Origin of the sequence: Chryseobacterium sp. Leaf201 (genome assembly GCF_001421435.1) — a bacterium.
In the GTDB taxonomy this organism is placed as follows: domain Bacteria; phylum Bacteroidota; class Bacteroidia; order Flavobacteriales; family Weeksellaceae; genus Chryseobacterium.
Map to the genome: position 1 here is coordinate 1 of NZ_LMKA01000105.1, position 20,925 is coordinate 20,925.

Genomic DNA, 20,925 nt, shown 5'->3' on the forward strand with positions numbered 1-20,925 from the left:
GGCCGCTCCAAAGGAGCGGCCGAAGCTTTATACATTAAAATATAATGAGGTTATTTTACCACTTTCATCTCGTCAATCAGCCATTTAGAATCGGCAAACTTATCAATAATGAACAGGATATATTTGGTGTCCACCATGATGTTTCTGCTGAAGCGCGGGTCATAATTGATGTCACTCATCGTTCCTTCCCACTGTCTGTCGAAATTTAATCCTACCAGGTTTCCGTTGGCATCCAATGCAGGGCTTCCCGAGTTTCCTCCGGTTGTATGGTTGGTAGCGGTAAATCCTACCGGAACATCGCCTGTTTTGTCTTTATAGTTCCCGAAATCTTTTTTCTGGTGCAGTTCAATCAGTTTTTTCGGCACATCAAATTCGTAATCTCCCGGCACATATTTTTCCATTACGCCGGCCAGGTGAGTCTGATAACTGTAAGATACGGCATCCCTCGGTGAAGAACCTTTTACTTTTCCATACGTTACCCGCAGGGTAGAATTGGCATCCGGGAAGAATTTGCGGTCTTTATCCGTAGCCATCTGCTGGGCCATATAGGTTTTCTGCTGGGCATCGATTTTGGTCTGCAAAGCGGTAAACTGAGGATCCGCTTTCTCCACATAGGTCTCCTTCATGGTCATGAAAAGCTGATAGATTGGGTCTTTTTTCAGGGTTTTGATCAGCTTGTCCTGATTTGAGAAAGCTTTGTCGATATCTTTGCTTAAAAATGCTCCGTTTACTTCAGACCTTCCGGAGATCACAGAGTTTTTAGACAGATCTTCAATTTTCTGAAGGTTCTGTGCTTCATTTTTATACTGATCGAAGCCTGCCGGTAAAAACTGAGGTGCTGTTTTGTTGGCATACAAAGCCAAAAGCTTGGCTGTTACCTTGGCATCCAGTTCCGGATTGTAGTCTTTGTAAAAAGAAGTCAGCCTGCTTTTGAAAGAATTTGTGCTTTTTTCATCGATCCTTCCTGCTTCTACGGCCGTAATATAATTGGAATAAAGGTTGGCCAGGGTAAGGGTTTCCGCATTTCTGAGTACTTCCGTATAATAGGCGTTGTTCAGTGCATAAGGCGCCTGGTCGTTATAAAGCTTGTTCAGCTGGTCCAGTGTGATTTTAACCTGGTTGTTTTTAGAGGCTAATGTATTTTCATAAGCCATCTTCTTAGCGACTGCATTGGATTTTTTCAGGCCTTCCACCTCACCGATCCATTTTTTCCAGTAGTTGGCTACAGAAGCATATTTGGAAGCATACTGGATGCGGGTGGCATCATCAGAACGCATTTTTTCGTCTAAAGTTTTCAGTGCGACATCCCTCACGGCAATCCGCGCCGGATCAATCTCTTTCATTATTTTGTCAACCGCAATGGCAGGAAGGTATTCCGTAGTTCTTCCCGGGAACCCGAAAACGAAAGTAAAATCATTTTCATTTTTATCCTTGATGGAAACCGGAAGGTAATGTTTCGGAACATACGGAACATTGTCTTTGGAATATTCTGCCGGCTTGTTGTTTTTATCGGCATAAATACGGAACATGGAAAAATCTCCCGTATGTCTCGGCCATACCCAGTTGTCCGTATCAGAACCGAATTTCCCGATACTTTGAGGCGGGGCACCTACCAGACGGATGTCTTTATAGGTTTCGATGGTAAACGCATAAAACTTATTGCCGTAATACATCGATCTTACGGAAACCGACTGATACGGTTCTGTTTTCTGGCTGTTTTTATACACTTCAATATTGGAAGCAATCTTTTTTGAAAGATCAGGCTCGGTAAGGCGTTCCGTTCCGTCCAGGATCTGAGCGGTAACTTCTTTGATATCGACAATAAAATCAACGGTTACGCCCGGGTTCGGTAATTCGCCGGTCATATTTTTAGCCCAGAAACCATTGGTCAGCAGGTCGTTCTGAACAGTTGAATGATTCTGGATCTGTCCGTATCCGCAGTGGTGATTGGTAAGCAGCAATCCTTTAGGGGAAATAATTTCAGCCGTACATCCGCCGTTGAACTGTACCACAGCATCTTTAATACTGGGCTTCTGGGTATTGAAGATATCTTTTGCAGAGATTTTCATGCCCAGTTCTTTCATTTCTTTTTCATTCAGCTCCGTTGGGATCCACATTCCGCCATATTGCTGGGCAAAGGTCATCACAGCCGGCAAAAGGAATACGGATAGAAGTATCTTTTTGGTCATAATTAAAATTTTGGCCTAATTTACAAAGAAATTGTGAGTTTCAGGGTTTGGAATCTTAGTTTTAGGATTTATGCTGAAAGTAAGGAAGTTAGCGCTATGGGTTTTACGTTCAGGATATTAACTTCAAGTTCATGATTTGATTGTAAAATTAAATTTCAGGGCTTTTAATTGAATGTTTGTGAATCATATAGCATTTAAGATTAGGTATTAAACCTGTGTTCAGAAGGCAGATTATTGAGGTTGACGGCTTAATTTTTGTTTGATTAATGTGACACTTAACTATTAAATTGCTTATCATGAACACGTTAAAATTTTTAGGTGTTGCAGCCATTTCCCTGATGATGTCATGCAACAAAGACAAGAAGCCGGAAGCCAATCCGAATTTCCGTACAGATGTCGCCGCCGTACAGAATTCCGGAAATGAATCAGGCACAGGAACTACTTCTTCAGAACATTCACAGGACTGGTACGGGACTTATGAAGCGGTGATTCCGTGTGCAGACTGTCCGGGAATCAAAACCACGCTGACCTTAAATGAAAACCAGTCTTTCAAGCTTGAAGAAGAATTTCTTGAAAGAGAGGCAAGAAATGAAGACCAGGGAACCTACAAATGGGATGCCGCCGGAAAAGTGATCAGCCTGAACGGAAATACCTCCAAATACAATTATAAGGTAGGAAACAATACACTTATACAGCTTGATAACAACGGAGAGCCCATGCAGGGACCCAATAAAAATGCATATGTATTTAAAAAGAAATAAAGGCCGTCAGCCTTTATTTCTTTTTATTTTAAAACTGGTAACCTATGATTTTCTCATCTTCCATCAGGCTTCTCATCAGTGCTTCATGGCGGGCACCTTTTCCCGTAATAATCCATGACGTTGTCAGCGTTCCTTCTGAATACTGCTGTTTTGAAATGATGCATTTCAGATGATGCCTTTCAAACAGATCTTTACAGTAATCCATATCATGATGGTTGGCAACCGTTATCCTGTATTCGCGGATCTTATGTTCTCTATCAATCAGCCTTTCAAAAGAGGTGAGCGAACTTAAAATCAACAACACCAGAAGCGTTCCCAAAACAGCCAGGTATACATACCCTGAACCTACGGCCATCCCGATGGAAGCGGTCGCCCAGATGGTAGTTGCGGTGGTAATCCCGTCAATTTTATTGTCTCCTTTGAAAATCACTCCGGCACCCAGAAAACCGATTCCGGTGATGATGTTAGCCGCAATACGGTCCGGATCGTCCATGCCGATTTTCATGGACAGAATGGTGAACAGGCAGGTCCCGAAACATATTAGAATAAAGGTACGCAAACCGGCCGATTTATTCCGGTACTCCCGCTCTGCCCCAATCAGGATTCCCAGGATGACGGAAATGAAAATCAGCAGCAGTTCGTTCTGAATAGAATGATCATTTAAAAATTCCATTGTTTTCCATTTAAGTTTATCAGAATAAATGTAAGCAAAAATATTTTTTGTCTTTATGCCCGGAGTCAGGTTTCAGAGGGTACAGGCATAAAAAAGGCTGCCTTTTGGCAGCCTGTGATTATATTTCAGAATTCTATTGCTTTTCAATAAGATCCAGAAACTGCTGCTCATCCAGGACTTCTATGGTCCCGATGCTTTGCGCTTTTTTCAGCTTGCTGCCGGCTTTTTCACCCACTACCAGGTAATTCAGGTTCTTGGAAACGGCTGAAATATTTTTTCCGCCGTGCTTTTCCACCATATCTTCCGCTGCTTCACGGGTAAACAGGGACAATTTCCCGGTAAATAAAAATGTTTTCCCATCCAGGACATTGGAAACGAGTTCATTGGTACTTTCGCCTCTTTCAAGTTTTACACCGTATGATTTTAGGCGTTCGATCATTAAAATATTCTCGGAATTGGCAAAGAAATCGACAATGCTTACCGCGATTTTTGTCCCGATGTCTTCCACCTGGCAAAGTTCTTCTGCAGTGGCGTGAATCAGTTCATCAATAGTAGGGAAGTTTTTTACCAGCTTTTTAGCCACCGTTTCGCCCACATGCTTGATCCCGATTCCGTACAGTACTTTTTCAAATGGGATTTCTTTTGATTTTTCAATACCGGAAATAATATTCTGTGCCGATTTTTCCGCCATTCTTTCCAGAGGAAGGATCTGTTCTTTGGTCAGCACATAGAAATCGGCAGGGTTTTCAATCAGCCGTTCCCTGTAGAGCTGTTCAATCGTCTCGCTTCCTAGGTTTTCAATATTCAGAGCCTTTCGGGATACATAATGAATCATCCTTCCGACAACTTGTGGCGGACAGTGAAGCTCATTCGGGCAGAAATGAATGGCCTGGTCTTCTATTTTTACCAGTTCAGTCCCGCATTCCGGACAGTTTTTGATATATTCGATTTCTTTATTTTCCGGATTTCTTTTTTCCGGGTTTACCGCAATAATTTTAGGGATGATCTCGCCACCTTTTTCCACGTAGACAAAATCATGCTCATGAAGCCCGAGTTTTTTAATGATATCTTCATTGTGAAGCGATGCTCTTTTTACGATGGTCCCGGCCAGTAAAACAGGTTTCAGGTTGGCAACAGGCGTAATGGCTCCGGTTCTTCCCACCTGGTAGGAAACGCTCAGGAGTTCGGTTTCCACTTTTTCTGCCTTGAACTTATAAGCCATGGCCCAGCGTGGAGATTTTGCCGTATAGCCAAGCTGGCGCTGCTGTTTTAAGGAATTGACTTTTAAAACAATACCGTCTATTTCAAACGGCAAATTATGGCGTTCAAGATCCCAGAAGCTTATGAATTCCTTTACCTCATTCATCGTAGTGCAGAGACGGGCCTGCTGAGAGGTTTTAAAGCCCCAGGATTTTGCTTTTTCCAGCAGTTCCCAATGGGTTTCTGCCGGGATTTCTTCGGAAATATACTGATAGAGCACTGAAGAGAGGCCACGTTTCCGGACTTCACCGCTGTCCTGCATTTTTAAGCTTCCGCTGGCGGTGTTTCTCGGGTTCATAAAAGGATCAAGACCGTCTTCTTCACGCTGTTTATTTATTTTGTCGAAATTTTTCCGGGTTAAGTAAATTTCGCCCCGCATAAAAAAGTGTTCCGGGAAATCCCCTTTCAGTTTTAAGGGAATGTCCGAAATCGTGCGGACATTGCCTGTAATTTCATCCCCCTGAAAACCATCTCCGCGTGTAACCGCCTGTGCCAGCTTCCCGTTTTCATAGCGTATGGAAATAGAAGCACCGTCATATTTCAGCTCGGCTACAAATTCTACCGGATCATTGATGGTTTTGATGATTCTTTTTTCCCAGTCTTCAAGATCATCGAAATCATAAGAATTATCCAGTGAATACATCCTGAATTTATGCTGGATGGTCGGGAAAACTTTGGTAATTCCGCCACCTACGCGTACGGTAGGGGAATTCTCATCATAAAACTCCGTATATTTTGCCTCCAGGTCACGCAGTTCTTCAAGCAGCATGTCGAAATCATAATCTGAAATCGAGGGCGCATCTATAAGATAGTAATTTTCATTATGCTGATGAAGCTCTTTACGCAGGTCTTCTATTTTTTGTTGAATATTTTCGGGCATTGGATTTCTGTCTTTTCAGCAAAAATAATTAAAGTAATGCCAACTAAAAAATAACAGAATTAAATATCATGGGAAAGTTAATATTATGTAACACATTTCAAGCAGCTGGTTTTGTTCATGATAAATTTCCCGTTAAGATTCATTTAATATAAGGTTCTGAAATCGTTTAAGAAATGTTAAAATTTGCTTAAACGATTCTGCACATCTGTCAAAATACCTTTGCACAGTAATTTGAAAAAATGAGAAAAGTAAAAATTGTATTGGGATTATTGTTCCTGAGTTTCGGAACGTTTGCGTATGCACAGACTACACAGGCTTCCATTGTAGGGAAAATAACCGGTGTGAAAAATGCAGCACAGGAAAAAGTAAAAGTAACCATTGTAAATGAATCGACAGGGTTCAGAACCGAAACGGAAACAAATTCCAAAGGGGAATATATTTTTAAAGAAATCCCTTTAGGCGGGCCTTATACGGTAATGGTAAATGATGAGAAAAGAGAAGGGTACAGCGTGAACTTCGGAGACCAGGTAACGGTGAATGTAGACCTGGGAAGTGAAAAAGCAATAGAAGAAGTAGTGATGGTAGGAAATCTGAAAAATAAAATCGGAAACCTGGGAGCAGCTACTGCCATTACGGCAAAAAATATCGGGATATTACCCGTGAACGGGAGGAGTTTTACCAACCTTACGGAATTGTCTCCTCTGAGCGGCAGAAACGGGAACCTTTCGGGACAGTTAGGCTCATCAACTAATTTTACCATTGACGGGATGACGGCAAAAAATCCTACTTCTGCCGGTTCTACCACCAGCCGGAGCGGAGCGCCGTTTTCCATATCCATTGAAGCGGTCCGCGAATTTAAAATTTCCACCAACCAGTATGATGTGACCTTAGGAAGAAGCGGAGGCGGAACGATAAGTGCCGTTACCAAATCCGGAACCAACAGGTTTTCCGGAAGTGCCTGGGAATATTTAAGGACCAACTGGCTTTCCAGCCCGTATGATATCCGCGGAAATAAAAGAGATAATGATTTCTCAACTTCTCAGTTCGGGTTTTCTTTGGGTGGACCTGTCATCAAAAACAAACTTCACTTTTTCGTGGCATGGGACCACCAGCTGGATTCAAGGCCGCTGCAGATTGCAGATATCAGGTCGCATGAGGATGAATTGAGGTTAAACACAACCACTGCTACCTTAAATAAGTTTTTAAATATCGCAAGAGAAAAATACGGCGTTGGAAATACTCCGCAGTTCGGGAGTTTTGACAAGGTAAGGAATTCTGATGCTGCATTTTTACGACTGGACTGGCAGATCAATGATAAAAACCTGCTGACTTTAAGAAATAACTTTACCTACGATGTAAATAAAAACGGATTAGTTGATAACACGGCGATTAATTTCTTCGAGTCTTACGGAAATGATAAAAACATGGACAACAGCCTGTTGCTTACCTTAAGATCAAACCTGAAACCTAACATGACCAATGAACTGAAAGTACAGCATCTGTATACATTTCAGGACAGCTATCAGAATAATGAACTGGGGCATCCGGTTCCGAGGGCTATTGTAGAAAATATTCTTTCCAATATTGATGGAAAAGACCGCGGTACCAATATCCAGATCGGGGGCCACCGTTTTGCACAGGAAAGTTTCAGGAATAATGTTTTCCAGATTGTTGATAATTTATACTATAATACCGATAAAATCAAATACACTTTAGGAGCAGATTTAATGTACACCAGAGCAAGGTCTGTGTATGGAAGTGAGGTGAACGGCAGGTTCCATTTCAGAGAAGCGGCTACCAATCCGGATAATCTGTTTAATTTCAGCAATTTTACCCCTTACAGGTTCTACAGGGAAGTTCCCCTGATGGATGACCCGTCTGTAAAATCCAGTATCTGGAACATCGGTCTGTACGGCCAGATCCAGACGAAAGTGGCCCGGGGCCTTGATTTAATGGCCGGTTTGAGATTGGATTACGGTGGTTACCCGAAAGCAGGGTTCAATCAGAAGCTTTTTGATGAAATGGGCATCAGGACGGATAACCAGATCAAATCTTTCATTATTCAGCCGAGGTTTCAGTTTGACTGGAATATCAACGAGGGCAGTAAGGATTTCCTGAAATTCGGGGCCGGTATTTTCTCGTCAGACATCAATAATTATATGGTGATTAATAACCTGGTATTTGACGGGCGGCATCTGGCAACAGTAGATGTCAATCCTTCACAGATAGGTCTTACACCGGATTTCAACAACTACAGAAATGATTACGGATCAGTACCTTCACTACCGCAGTATCAGCTTCCGACTATTAATTATACCGGCGAAGATGCGAAGATCCCGATTGTCTATAAAGCAAATATTTCCTACACGCACTTTTTCAATGAAAGATTCAGGGCGGGCATTGCAGGATATATGGCGCTGGGAAGGAATAATTATTTCTACTATGATAGAAACATGGCGGCCAATCCTTATTTTACTCTGGATAATGAAGGCGGAAGAGGCGTTTTTGTTCCGGTCGGTTCAGTGGCAGCCAACGGAAACATGAACTGGAAAGACGGCAGGATCAATAAAAATTTCGGAAGAGTCCTGGAACTGGTGAGTGACGGTAAAGTCAATCAGTTTTCCTTTGTAGTGGATACAAGTTACCGGTACTGGAAAGACGGAGAGATTACGGCAAGTTATACCTGGTCTGATATTAAGGACAATACATCTTACAATGGGAATGTAGCCAATTCCGCAACTTTATCTACCTTGGTTTCAAGTGATCCGAGAAACCTGAGAATGACTTATTCTGATAACCAGTTCAGAAATAAAGTAGTGTTGTACGGAAATTCACCTACCATTGCCGGATTTACTTTAGGGATCAGGTATGCAGGTATCGGAGGCACGCGTTTCTCTGTGACGGCAGGAGGAAACGTGAACGGCGACTTTGTAGATTCTAATGATCTGGCCTATATTTTCCCGGATCTTACGCAGGCTTTAATTGATAACCCTGAAGTAGGAACAGCATTGAAGGACTATATTACCGGTTATAATAACCAGATTGCAGAAAGAAATGGCGGAAAGAACGGCTTCTACGGGGTCTGGGATATCAGGGTGGCAAAAAAGATCAGGTTTGAAAAAATCGGGGCCTTTGAACTTTCGGTGGATATCTTTAACGTAGCCAATCTGCTTAATAAAGAAAAAGGAATCAACAGGTCTTACGGAAATACATCGCTTTACAGGATTACAGGATTTGATCCCGTTACCAAACAGCTTAAATACAGTCTGAACACAAGTGGTCTGGAGCCTTTGTCAGGAAATCCTTACCAGATCCAGATCGGAGCAAAGTACTCCTTTTAATCTTAAATTATTATCTTTATTTAAAAGTTGAAAAGCTTTAATAATACATATCTCTTATATTATGAAAAAAGTTATCTTAGGGTTAGCAGTTTTAAGCACCGTGATTATGCAGGCACAAACCCGGATTATTGCCCACAGAGGCTATTGGCAGACCCAGCCGCCGACCACCGAAAATTCTCTGAAAGCACTGGAGAATGCACAGAAATTAAAAATTTACGGTGCTGAATTCGATGTCAGAATGACCAAAGACGGTGTTTTGGTAATAAACCATGACGAGCACCATGCAAAAATGGAAATTTCAGAGACTGATTTTAAAGAGCTCAGAAAAGTAAAATTATCAAACGGCGAAAATTTCCCTACCCTTAAAGATTATTTGAAAAAAGGAAAAAAAGACAGTTCACTGAAACTTATTGTAGAAATCAAGCCGGATAAAACAAAGGAGAAAGAAGATGAACTGACGGCAAAGACAGTGAGAATGATCAAAGACATGAAGCTGGAATCCCAGAGCGAATTCATTTCTTTCAGCTTAAACATCTGTAAAGAAATTAAAAAACTGGAACCTTCTTTTAAAGTACAGTATCTGAAGGGCGAACTGTCTCCACAGCAGATCAAAGAGGAAGGACTGGACGGTATTGACTACCATTACAGTATCTTTCAGAAAAATCCAGGCTGGATTGCCGAAGCAACGGCACTGGGACTGATTACCAATGCATGGACGGTAAATGACATCGCCGTTTATGAAGAACTGAAAAAGCAGAACATCGGGTTTATTACCACTAATATCCCTGATCAGCTTAAAGACAAATAACAGAATCTATAGAATTAAAAACAGTCTGCTTCATTGAAGCAGACTGTTTTTTTTGCCTAAATACCGATTATAATTTAATCCGTAATCAATAATGGTATGCATAAGGTATCTTTCATTTTCTCATAAAAAGACAATAAAAATAGGCATAAAAACAGACTTATGCATATTAAAAATCCGTAACTTTTTTAACCTGTTATTAGCCAAAGCTCTATGGTTTTCTGTTAAACATAAATTAATATTTCGTTTAATAATTATTTAATTAATGTTAAAATCTTGTTAAACCTTTAGTCATAATGTCGTTCTAATTTTGCGCAAACAAAAAGGATATGCGTAAAGAGACACAGAAGCTGTTTATTCTTTCGCTGTTAGGATTGGTAAGCGTCAATCTGGCAGCCCAGGAAAAAGCGAAGCGGGATACGATTAAGAATATTGACGAAGTTGTGGTAACAGCTTTGGGTATTAAAAGACAGGACAGGTCTTTAGGGTACGTGGCCGAAACCATTAAATCTGAAGATTTGCTGAGAACGCAGAACAACAACTGGTCCCAGGCACTGGAAGGGAAAGTGGCCGGACTGAAAATTCAGACTGCCGGAGCAGGCCCGCTCGGAAGTTCCCTTATCAAACTGAGAGGTGACATCTCTATGAACCCCAGCGAAAACAATGCCCTTATTGTAGTAGACGGCGTTCCGCTGAACAACAATACCACGGGAACAGGCTTCTCAGCATACGGAGCCGGATCCAAAGCAGATCTTCCTATCGACTACGGAAACGGGATCAATACCATTAATCCTGACGACATTGAATCCATTACCGTGCTGAAAGGGGCTACCGCATCTGCGCTTTACGGGTCCAGAGGGGCAGGAGGCGCCATCATGATCACGACAAAATCCGGAAAAAGCAAAAAAGGAAAAGTACAGATCAGCTTAAATTCCTATTCAAGCTATGATTCTGTCCTGAAATGGCCGGATTACCAGTATGAATACGGGCAGGGAACCATGCAGAAAGATACGAAAGGAAATTATTTCTATTCCTATCAGGCATCCCCGGACGGAGTGAATACAGGTTCTACCAGCAGCGCGTTCGGACCTAAGTTCGCCGGGCAGTATTATTTCCAGTATGATCCCGCAACCCAGGGACAGAGTGCCACAAGGCAGCTTTGGCAGCCTTACAAAGATAACATCAAAGGGTTCTGGGAAACCGGGACTACCTTTTCCAATAACATTGCCGTAGAAGCGTCGAACGAAAATACATCATTCAGGTCATCTTTAACCTATTTAATGAATGAATGGATGATGCCCAACACCGGTTTCGACAGATTTACCGCCGCTTTTTCAGTAGATCACAAGCTGAGCGAGAAACTGAAGATGGGAATTAAATTAAATTACAGCAAGACGAAAAGTGACAATCTGCCGGCAACGGGATACAGCAACCAGTCTATTTCCTATTTCATGATTTTCCAGAACCCGAATGTTGATCTTTCATGGTACAGGCCTATCTGGAAAACCGGACAGGAACAGGTAGACCAGATTCATCCTTTCAGTTCATTCATTGATAACCCTTACCTCATTGCTTATGAAATGCTGAATGGGGTCGATAAAAACTTCATCACCGGAAATGTAAACCTCAATTATAAAATTACAAAGAACCTTGACGTAATGGTGAGGTCGGGAATGGAGCTTAACAACGAACTTCGTACCCAGAAAAGGCCTTGGAGTTCCGCCAATTACCTTCAGGGGATGTACAGGGAGCAGCACATCAGGTTAATGGACCTGAATAATGATGTTTTGTTTACCTACAAAAACCAGTTCAATGATTTTGATTTCAGTGTTTCAGCCGGAGGGAATATCCGTTACATGGAATACGTTATGAATGATTATCTGGCAGAAGGGCTCCTGAAACCAGGCGTTTATACCATGCCTAACGGAATATCAAATATTTCAAAATTTGCAAGGCCTAACGATAAGCAGGTAAACAGTGCGTACGGCCTGGCTACCTTAAGTTATAAAAACAGGGTATTCCTTGACCTTACAGCAAGAAACGACTGGAGCAGCACGCTTCCGAAAGAAAACCGTTCCTATTTCTATCCTTCGGCATCAACATCATTCATTCTTTCAGATATTTTCAAACTGACTTCAGACCGGTTTAATTACTGGAAACTGAGAGCTTCATGGTCAAGGGTAGGAAATGATACCGATCCTTACCAGCTGATTAAATATTATAACAACAGTGATTTCAACGGATCTGTAGAATCCCCTTCACTGTATCCGAACCCGAACCTGAGGCCCAATATGATTACCAGTAAAGAGGCAGGAATGGAATTCAGTTTCCTTAAGAACAGGATCAGTTATACCGTTACTGCTTATCAGAACAACTCTAAAGATCAGATCGTAAGGGTGCCTGTGCTTTGGGAAACAGGTTACAGCACCAGAGTAATCAATACAGGGGAAGTAAGGAACAGAGGGATTGAAATGACCCTGAACACCTATCCTGTCAGGAATAAAAACTTTTCATGGAGCGTTAATGCCAACTGGTCTCTGAACAGGAATAAAATACTTTCCCTTCCTTCAGAATTCAACGGTGAGCCTTACACCATGGGGAGTGTAGGTGGAGTGGTGTACTTCAATGCGTTTGTAGGAGGCTCATTGGGAGATATGTACGGATACGGGCTGATGTATTCGCCTGACGGACAGGTGATCTTCAATGCCAATGACGGACTGACGGCGAAACCGACGCAGATGAAAAAAATCGGGAATGCCTATCCGGAGTGGAGGGCAGGGATCCAGAACGAATTCCGATACAAAGGGATTACCGTAAGCTTCTCTTTTGACGGTCAGTACAAAGGGATGGCCTATTCACAGTCGCACCACAAAATGTCGGAACAGGGAAAACTGGGGCATACCTTATACGGAAGGGAAAATCCGGGAGGCTTAATTGTCGGGAACGGAGTCGTACAGAATCCAGACGGTTCATTCTCTCCCAACACCAAAGGAATCCTGGTATCTGCTTATTATGCAGATTATTACAGGAGGGCAAACGTGGAAACCAATACATTTGATACTTCTTTCATTAAACTGAGGGATGCAAGGATTTCCTACACCTTCCCGAGAACCATAACCGAACAGCTTAAAATAACAGACCTTACGCTGGCATTATTCGGGAGGAATCTCTGGATGTGGACCAAATTCCCGCTCTTTGATCCCGAAGCAGCCACATTGAATGACAGCCAGATCACTCCGGGAGTGGAAGTAGGGCAGCTGCCGACGGCGAGAACGGTAGGTATTCAGCTTAATGTTAAATTCTAAAATTTAAAATCATGAAAAAATTACTTTTAAATACATTATTAATCGCCGGGCTGGGCCTGGTTCCGGTTTCGTGCAGCAGGAACTTAGATGAGGTAAATGTGGATACCAGCAGGATCAATGAGCCGGTAGCTTCAAAATTACTGGTTCCGGTGCAGTACAATATGTCAGCGGTAAATTATATGAGAGCCAATGATTTCACCTTTGATATCATGCAGGTTTCTCTTGATTTCCCTAATGAAGGAAATACCCTGAGCCGGTACAACATTACCGAAAACACCGGGGCAGGCTTCTGGAACAATAGCTACAAGTGGCTTAAGCAGGTAAAAGACATGAAGTTTGCCGCCGAAAGGGACAATGACCCCAATTACCTGGCCATCTCAATGGTTCTGAATGCATGGATTTATTCCAACCTTACCGATACGTACGGGGACGTTCCGTTTTCTGAAGCATCCATTCTGGATGAAGGCGTTACCCAGCCGAAATTTGACAGGCAGAAAGATATTTACGTTAAGCTGCTGGATGATTTAAAAACGGCAAACTCGCTTTTCGTAACTACGAAAACCCTTAGCGGGACAGATATTTTTTATAAAGCTGAAAGCGATGCCAACGGGATTGCCAACTGGAAAAAGTTCTGTAATTCGCTTTCTTTACGGTTGCTGACCAGGATTTTAAGCAAGAACGGAGAGGTTAACGTGCATCAGAGGATCACTGAGATCATCAGCAATCCTACGGTTTACCCGATTTTCCAAAGCAATGCAGAAACCGCAAAAGTAAACGTAACAGGGGTGGCACCTCTTCTTCCGCCGATCACAAGGCCGCAGGATTTTACAACGGGAAGAGCCGCTTCAACATTCTTTGTGGAAACTTTAAAAGCCAACAATGACCCGAGAATGGCTATGTTTTTCGGACAGGCGAAAAGTATCCCTGCCAATGCGAACATCGGGTATAAAGGTGCTCCTTCAGGCTATGCGTACGGAACGACTTTCGATTACCAGCCTTCCAACATGAACCAGAATTTAGCCAAAGCACCTCTGAACATCCTGATCTATCCGTATGCGGAGCTGCAGTTTATCCTTTCGGAACTGGCATTCAAAGGAGTTATCCCCGGAAATGCACAGACCTATTATGAAAACGGCGTAAAGGCAACCATTGAACAGTGGGGCTCCGTAATGCCTGCCAATTATTTTACCAATCCCAATGTTGCCTATAACGGGACATTAGAAAGAATCATGCTCCAGAAATACATCGCATTATTCTTTGTAGACCAGCAGCAGTGGTTTGAAAAAAGAAGGACGGGGTTCCCGGTACTTCCCAATAACGGAGGCCTTTTAAATAACGGGATCATGCCTTCAAGGCTGATGTATCCGCCAAATCCAAGGGTGTTAAACACAAGCAATTACCAGGCAGCGGTTCAGCAGATGGGCGGTGACAATATCAACGTAAAAGTCTGGTGGAATAAATAATCAACATCAATAAATTAAGAAAGAGCAATGAATATAAAATTTTTAATGCCGTGCCTGTTAATTTCAGCAATGGCGTTCTCACAGGCTTCCGTTTCAGGATATGTGTATGAAGACAGCAACAAAAACCAGAAAAAGGAAAACAGAGAGAAAGGAATTGCGGGAGTTGCAGTATCCAATGGGGTCCAGGTGATATTAACCGATAAAAACGGGAGGTACAGCCTTCCGGTTCAGGACGGGCAGACGGTTTTTGTGATCAAGCCTTCCGGATACATGACGCCGGTCAACGCAAATAATCTTCCCCAGTATTATTATCAGTACAAGCCGAATGGCTCACCGGCAGATTTCAAATACAAAGGAACGGCACCGACAGGAGCGCTCCCTAAAGAACTGAACTTTGCCCTGCATAAGCAGAACGAAAGCAAAAACTTTGATATCCTGGTTTTCGGGGATCCCCAGCCTTATACCGAGAAACAGCTGGATTATTTTAAAAGAGCCATCGTAAACGAAGTTAAAAATACCAGGAAAAATGCGGTACTGGGAATCAGCCTCGGAGATCTGGTAGGCGATAACTTAAGCCTGCAGAAACCGTATGCAGATGTAATGAAAGAAGTAGGCCTGCCGTGGTATAACGTAATGGGGAACCATGATATGAACTACGATGCCAAAGAAGACCTTTTATCAGACGAAACCTTTGAATCCAATTTCGGGCCTGCCAATTATTCTTTCAATTACGGAAATGTTCACTTTATTATTCTTGATGATATTTTGTATCCGGATCCGAGAGACGGAAAAGGATATTGGGGAGGCTTCCGCGAAGACCAGCTGAAATTTGTTGAAAACGACCTGAAGCTGGTGGATAAAAATAAACTGATTGTTGTTTCTTTCCATATTCCGCTGGAACATAAAAATGAAGATAATTTCAGGAATTCAGACCGCCAGAAACTGTTTGATTATCTGGCTCCGTTCAGGAATGCACTGATGCTGTCGGCACACACGCATATCCAGCAGCAGCTTTTTTACGGTAAGGAAGCAGGATGGAACGGGTCCAAAGACCTGCACGAATATAATGTAGGGACTACCTGCGGCGACTGGTGGTCCGGAACATCCGATGATTTGGGATTGCCGACCTCCACCATGAGGGACGGGACTGCAAAAGGATATTCTTTCATCAGTTTTAATGATGACCAGTATAAAGTGAAGTACAAAACTGCCGGAAAGCCGGATGACTACCAGATCAACCTGTACGTTCCGAAAGTGGTTCCGTATCCTGTAAAAACCTCTGCGAAAATCCTTGCCAATTTCTTCATGGGAAGCAGAAAGGATAAAGTGGAATACAGGATAGACGGTGAAAAGTGGGAGGCGATGCAGTATGACGAAACGGTAGATCCGAGTTTTGCCGTGTCGGTTTTCAAATGGGATACTACGCAGACTCTTTTCCCAGGAAGAAGACCTTCCAACCCGGAAATTTCAAAACACATCTGGACAGGGGATTTTTCCAGAAAACTATCTCTTGGGAAACACAAGGTTGAGGTAAGGGCTTCGGATATGTACGGAAACCAGTTTACCGCTTCAGAAGAATTTGAGGTTCAGAACCAGATTCTTATTCCTTAAGCTTTTTATCTTTTACTATACTTTCAATTGAAACCGGTTCTGAAAAGAGCCGGTTTTGTTTTGCGGGTACAGGCCTTCACAAAGATTCAAGCCTGTTAAATATATTCATACGGATTAAATCCATATTCAATAAGCACCTGTCAGATCTCAGATTTTTACAAAATTTACATAGACGCTTTAAATAGGTACGTTTACGAAAAACATTCGCGTTGGTTCTAATTAAAAAAATACCTTTTGTAAATTTGCCCCTTAATATATAAACCATAATAAAATGAACATAGACGGAAAGAATGCCGTGATTACCGGTGGAGGAAGAGGATTGGGAAAAGCAGTGGCACTGGCATTGGCTAATGAAGGCGTGAATATCGGGATTACCGGAAGAAATGAAGAGAACCTTAAAATGGCAGTTGATGAAATCCGCAGGCTGGGTGTAAATGCAGCGTATGCCGTTTTCAGCATAGACAATGAAATCCATGTGAAAGCCGGAATAGAATCGCTGGCAGAACAGCTGGGAGGAATTGATATTTTAATCAACAACGCAGGCATCGGTGATTTCGGGTATATTGAAGAAATGCCTTCAGAAACCTGGGAGCAGGTCATTAAAACCAATCTTTTCGGAGTATATTATACCGCAAAAGCAGTCCATCCTTTCATGAAAGAAAAAGGGGAGGGCGATATCATCAATGTAGCCTCAACAGCCGGACTGAAAGGCGGACCGAATATGTCAGCCTATGCTGCGTCCAAGGCAGCCGTGGTTTCGCTGTCGCAATCCATGATGGCGGAATGGAGGAAGCAGAACATCCGTGTGGTTACGCTGACCCCGAGCACCATTGCTTCAGATATGTCAATCCAGGGAGGCCTCACAGACGGTGATCCTGAAAAAGTGCTTCAGCCGGAAGATTTTGCAGAATGGGTGCGGGATATCCTGAAAATGAACAGAAGGGCATTAATCGCCAACGGGTCTATTTTCTCTACAAATCCATAGAAATCAGTTTAAAATAATAATCAGAGCGGACTTCGGTTCGCTTTTTTTATGGATAATTTTCAGGAGCTGTTTCCCGCTTTCCACTGCAATCTTTTTTTTCAAAAAAGGATTTTCGTTTCAATCGGGGCTAGGCTTTTGCCGGTATTCTCACTGTCTGTTCTTTCATAAAGGTATCGCAACGAGGCAATATCAAAACAATAGTAAACACAAAATTTGTTATTCCGTAGAAATCTAAGCCGATTTATAAGAGTGTATCCGAAAAGATTTGAATCGGGGTTCTTACGGAATGACAAAAATAACGGCAAATCAAAAAAGTAGTTTTATTTTTGCAGCAAATTATTCACATGCAACATTATTTAGAATTCGATTTCAAAATTTCTCCGCTTCAGCCGTGGAATGAAATCCTGATGGCAGAGCTTATCGAAATAGGTTTCGACAGTTTTACAGAAGAGCTGGAGGGAATCTTAGGGTATATTCAGAAAGAGGTTCTGAATGAAGAAGAATTAAAAGCACTTCCGATTTTCCATAATGAAAACGTAAAAATTGAATACACCTTCCAGGAAATGCCGAACATCAACTGGAATGAGGAATGGGAAAAGAATTTTGAGCCGATTAATATTGATGATAAAGTCATGATCCGTGCAGAATTCCATGAGTCGGTTCCCGGAATGCACGAAATTATCATTCAGCCCAAAATGTCTTTCGGCACGGGGCATCACCCGACGACCCATCTGATGATCCAGCAGATGATGGCTATTGATTTCAGCGGTAAACAGGTCCTGGATATGGGCTGCGGGACTTCTGTGCTGGCCATTTATGCAAAACAGCAGGGAGCCGGCCATACGAAAGCCATTGATATTGATGAATGGTCTGTAGAAAACTCAAAGGAAAATGCAGCAAGGAACGGTGTGGAACTGGATATTGAACAGGGAACCGCTGACAATCTGGGGCAGGAGCATTACGACATTATTCTGGCCAATATCAACCGGAATATCCTGATCTCTGATATTCCAACCTATGTGAATGTATTGAACGGAGGCGGACAGCTGCTGCTTTCGGGATTGTGCTTCTTCGATGTGGATGATATTCTGGAAGTCTGCAGAGAAAGCGGGCTGCAGCTGAAAAAACAGCTTCAGCGTGAAGAATGGGTAAGCTTACTGCTTGAAAAATAGAAATATGAAAACGGCACTTATTTTTTTATTTTTCTGTATTGCTCAGGCTTTTTCCGCACAGGAAGAAGAATCCGTCTATGCGAACGGCGTTTTTAATTTTGAAGAGAATAAGCCTCAGAAAATATTCACCGCCTGGGCCCGGATCAGGCAGTCTCCCGATGTTAAAGGCCGGGTTTCAGATTCTTTACAGTCCAATCAGCAGGTTCTGGTTCTTCACAAGGAAGATGTCCTGTTAAAATTAGGAGAAAGGGCTGCAAACTGGTATAAAATATCCTATCAGAAAGATAATCAGACAAAAGAAGGCTATATCTGGGGCGGAAACCTTGCAGCAGGATACAGAAATAAAAACGGACTTGATTTTCTTTTCGGGCTCTCCAAAACCGTTGACAAAAAAGATAAGCAGTTCAATCAGGTTTACCCACAGAATATTGCCGGCGTTAAAGTGCTGGAAGGGAATCGGCTGATTGATGAAGTGTCTTTTGATACCGGATCCGGGGAAAGCCTTAGTTATGCCGCCTTTACCGTTGAAAGCGATCATAAGCTTAAAGACGTGGAATTTACCTTAAAAGCAACCGTTTCTGGAGAAGCGTGCGGGATTGCAGGATATGATCAGTATATTTTGTTCAGGAAAGATCAAAAACTGACTGCACTTCCTCAGTTGATGAATGTAGGTGATGCCGATGTCTATTATCACAGCGAAAAATTTATTTTTCCCAATGACAAAGGCGGAATTCCCAATGCTTTTATCCTGAAAATGGAAGAAATGGAAAGGGATGACAAAGACCGGGAAAAGAAAAAAAATTCCTCAAAAACCTATCTCTGGGACGGAAATTCGTATCGCTTAAAATAAAGAAAATTCTTGATATTTATAAAACCACTGTATATTTACGGTGGTTTTTTAATAATCAATTGAATCCGGTTTAAAAAGGGGAATAACAATTGCAGAAAATTGCCGGAATTCCGGTGCTGATAAATAATATAAAATTGTATTCAGCATAGACCTGAAATGTGAAGATTATTGTTCTGATTAATGGTATCTTTCAAACATAATGTTCAATGTTTAATCAACCTGAAATATATAATCAGGCCAACTGTATGAAACACCAGCAGCAAAATAAAGCAAATGAAGATTCTCTTTCACAATCTGAAATAAAATCTGAACATACCGGTATGCCTGAACATCTTAAGTCGGGTATAGAAAATCTTTCCGGCTATTTCCTGGATGATGTAAAGGTACATGACAATGCTCAGATTCCTGAACAGTTAAAAGGCCATAAATATGCACAGGATAAAAGTCAGAAAGCTGCAGACGGGAATGAAAGTTTATCCCATGAATCCCGGCATGCCATTCAGCAGGAAAATGAAAAAATAATCCCTTTCCCTATATTGGCTACAGAAAGATTGATATTAAGACAGTTTCAGGAAACAGATATTGAACCGGTATATTGCGGACTTTCTCACCCTGAGGTAATAAAGCATTATGGCGTACATTATGACAGTTTATCGGCTACCCGGGAACAGATTGCCTGGTTTAAAAAGATAGAAAAAGAAGAAACCGGGATCTGGTGGGCTGTTTGTAACAGTCATGATCATACTTTTCTCGGAGCAATGGGATTTAATAACCGGAATAAAGAACACCGCAAGATTGAAATGGGATATTGGCTGCTGCCGGAGTTCTGGGGCTCAGGGATCATGAAGGAAGCGGCGCAAATGGCCTGTAATTATGCCTTTGAAACCATGCGTATTCATAGGATTGAAGCTTTTGTGGAAACAGAAAATAAAAACAGCAAAAAGGTATTGAATCAGCTCGGTTTTGAATTTGAAGGAACGATGAAGGACTGCGAAATAAAAGATGGCCGGTTCATCAGCCTGGAAATCTATGCAAAGCTGAATAGTGAATGAAATGCATAATGCAACTTCTTAATAAACAACTAATAGCTTCCTGTAAATTTACGCAAATTAGAACAAAGTAATCGGATTTTTACCGTTTCGATTAAAGCAAATGCTCTAATTCAGATGAGTTTAAGCAACATTAAGATTGCAGATTTGCTTTATGGTACGTGTAAAAATTAAATGCCATAAAAAAACTCACAATTTCTTGTGAGTTTTTATACAGTGAGCGCGAAAGGATTCGAACCTTTGACCGTCTGCTTAGAAGGCAGATGCTCTATCCAGCTGAGCTACGCACCCATTACATAATTTTGAGAAAACTATTAAAACAGTCGGGGCGGCAGGATTCGAACCTGCGACCTCCTGGTCCCAAACCAGGCGCGATGACCGGACTACGCTACGCCCCGATTAGGCTATCTTTCAACAAGAATTACCTTGTTTTTTGTGGGTGCAAATATAGGATAGTTTTTTGAATTATAAAAATAAATTGAACAATTTTCTAATTAAATTTTTATAGTATTACTTCTGGATAGAACAAATAATTGATTATAAAGGTTTTATAATGCTGATTGTTTTGAATGACTTTTCAG

13 protein-coding genes and 2 tRNA genes are annotated in these 20,925 nt (G+C 42.0%); 10 read left to right on the forward strand and 5 right to left on the reverse strand.

The features are described 5' to 3' along the window. Window positions 1-50 precede the first annotated feature (50 nt). Window positions 51-2,189 (reverse strand): S46 family peptidase, encoded by a 2,139-nt coding sequence (locus tag ASE55_RS16080; RefSeq protein WP_082474611.1) that lies wholly within the window; start codon window positions 2,187-2,189, stop codon window positions 51-53. A gap of 296 nt (window positions 2,190-2,485) precedes the next feature. On the opposite strand from ASE55_RS16080, the gene ASE55_RS16085 reads away from it, so the two are divergent. Next, the gene (locus ASE55_RS16085) at window positions 2,486-2,950 is read left to right on the forward strand and encodes a copper resistance protein NlpE (protein WP_238585071.1); all 465 of its coding nucleotides are present in this window, start codon (window positions 2,486-2,488) and stop codon (window positions 2,948-2,950) included. 28 nt (window positions 2,951-2,978) lie between these two features. Here the strand turns inward: ASE55_RS16085 and ASE55_RS16090 are convergent, their stop codons facing one another. Together ASE55_RS16090 and ligA are read right to left on the reverse strand one after the other, a co-directional pair. Continuing rightward, window positions 2,979-3,623 (reverse strand): MgtC/SapB family protein, encoded by a 645-nt coding sequence (locus tag ASE55_RS16090; RefSeq protein ID WP_056221976.1) that lies wholly within the window; start codon window positions 3,621-3,623, stop codon window positions 2,979-2,981. 133 nt (window positions 3,624-3,756) lie between these two features. Next, complete coding sequence (ligA, locus tag ASE55_RS16095) at window positions 3,757-5,763, reverse strand: NAD-dependent DNA ligase LigA (RefSeq protein ID WP_056221979.1); 2,007 nt, start codon at window positions 5,761-5,763, stop codon at window positions 3,757-3,759. Window positions 5,764-6,002: 239 nt separating this feature from the next. On the opposite strand from ligA, the gene ASE55_RS16100 reads away from it, so the two are divergent. From ASE55_RS16100 to ASE55_RS16140, 9 genes are all read left to right on the forward strand, one after another. Continuing rightward, the gene (locus tag ASE55_RS16100) at window positions 6,003-9,104 is read left to right on the forward strand and encodes a TonB-dependent receptor (protein WP_056221982.1); all 3,102 of its coding nucleotides are present in this window, start codon (window positions 6,003-6,005) and stop codon (window positions 9,102-9,104) included. A gap of 61 nt (window positions 9,105-9,165) precedes the next feature. Further along, window positions 9,166-9,912: a glycerophosphodiester phosphodiesterase gene (locus tag ASE55_RS16105; protein ID WP_056221985.1), complete on the forward strand. Its 747-nt coding sequence runs from the start codon at window positions 9,166-9,168 to the stop codon at window positions 9,910-9,912. 326 nt (window positions 9,913-10,238) lie between these two features. Further along, window positions 10,239-13,214 carry a SusC/RagA family TonB-linked outer membrane protein gene (locus ASE55_RS16110; protein WP_056221987.1) on the forward strand — a complete coding sequence of 992 codons (2,976 nt, stop codon included), beginning with the start codon at window positions 10,239-10,241 and terminating at the stop codon, window positions 13,212-13,214. A gap of 11 nt (window positions 13,215-13,225) precedes the next feature. Then, the gene (locus tag ASE55_RS16115; protein WP_056221989.1) at window positions 13,226-14,677 is read left to right on the forward strand and encodes a SusD/RagB family nutrient-binding outer membrane lipoprotein; all 1,452 of its coding nucleotides are present in this window, start codon (window positions 13,226-13,228) and stop codon (window positions 14,675-14,677) included. A 27-nt stretch (window positions 14,678-14,704) separates the two neighbouring features. Further along, the gene (locus ASE55_RS16120; protein WP_056221992.1) at window positions 14,705-16,288 is read left to right on the forward strand and encodes a calcineurin-like phosphoesterase C-terminal domain-containing protein; all 1,584 of its coding nucleotides are present in this window, start codon (window positions 14,705-14,707) and stop codon (window positions 16,286-16,288) included. 271 nt (window positions 16,289-16,559) lie between these two features. Further along, window positions 16,560-17,273, forward strand: coding sequence for a 3-ketoacyl-ACP reductase (locus ASE55_RS16125; protein ID WP_056221995.1), 714 nt, complete (start codon window positions 16,560-16,562; stop codon window positions 17,271-17,273). 344 nt (window positions 17,274-17,617) lie between these two features. Further along, window positions 17,618-18,445, forward strand: coding sequence for a 50S ribosomal protein L11 methyltransferase (prmA, locus tag ASE55_RS16130; protein WP_056221999.1), 828 nt, complete (start codon window positions 17,618-17,620; stop codon window positions 18,443-18,445). Window positions 18,446-18,449: 4 nt separating this feature from the next. Continuing rightward, a complete protein-coding gene (locus ASE55_RS16135) occupies window positions 18,450-19,295 on the forward strand; it encodes an SH3 domain-containing protein (protein WP_056222001.1) in 846 nt (281 codons plus the stop codon). Window positions 19,296-19,540: 245 nt separating this feature from the next. Beyond that, window positions 19,541-20,347, forward strand: coding sequence for a GNAT family N-acetyltransferase (locus tag ASE55_RS16140; protein WP_238585072.1), 807 nt, complete (start codon window positions 19,541-19,543; stop codon window positions 20,345-20,347). A gap of 214 nt (window positions 20,348-20,561) precedes the next feature. Here ASE55_RS16140 and ASE55_RS16145 read toward each other — a convergent pair. Further along, window positions 20,562-20,635, reverse strand: a tRNA-Arg gene (locus tag ASE55_RS16145). A gap of 32 nt (window positions 20,636-20,667) precedes the next feature. Continuing rightward, window positions 20,668-20,742 (reverse strand) — tRNA-Pro (locus tag ASE55_RS16150). Between the last annotated feature and the right edge of the window lie 183 nt (window positions 20,743-20,925).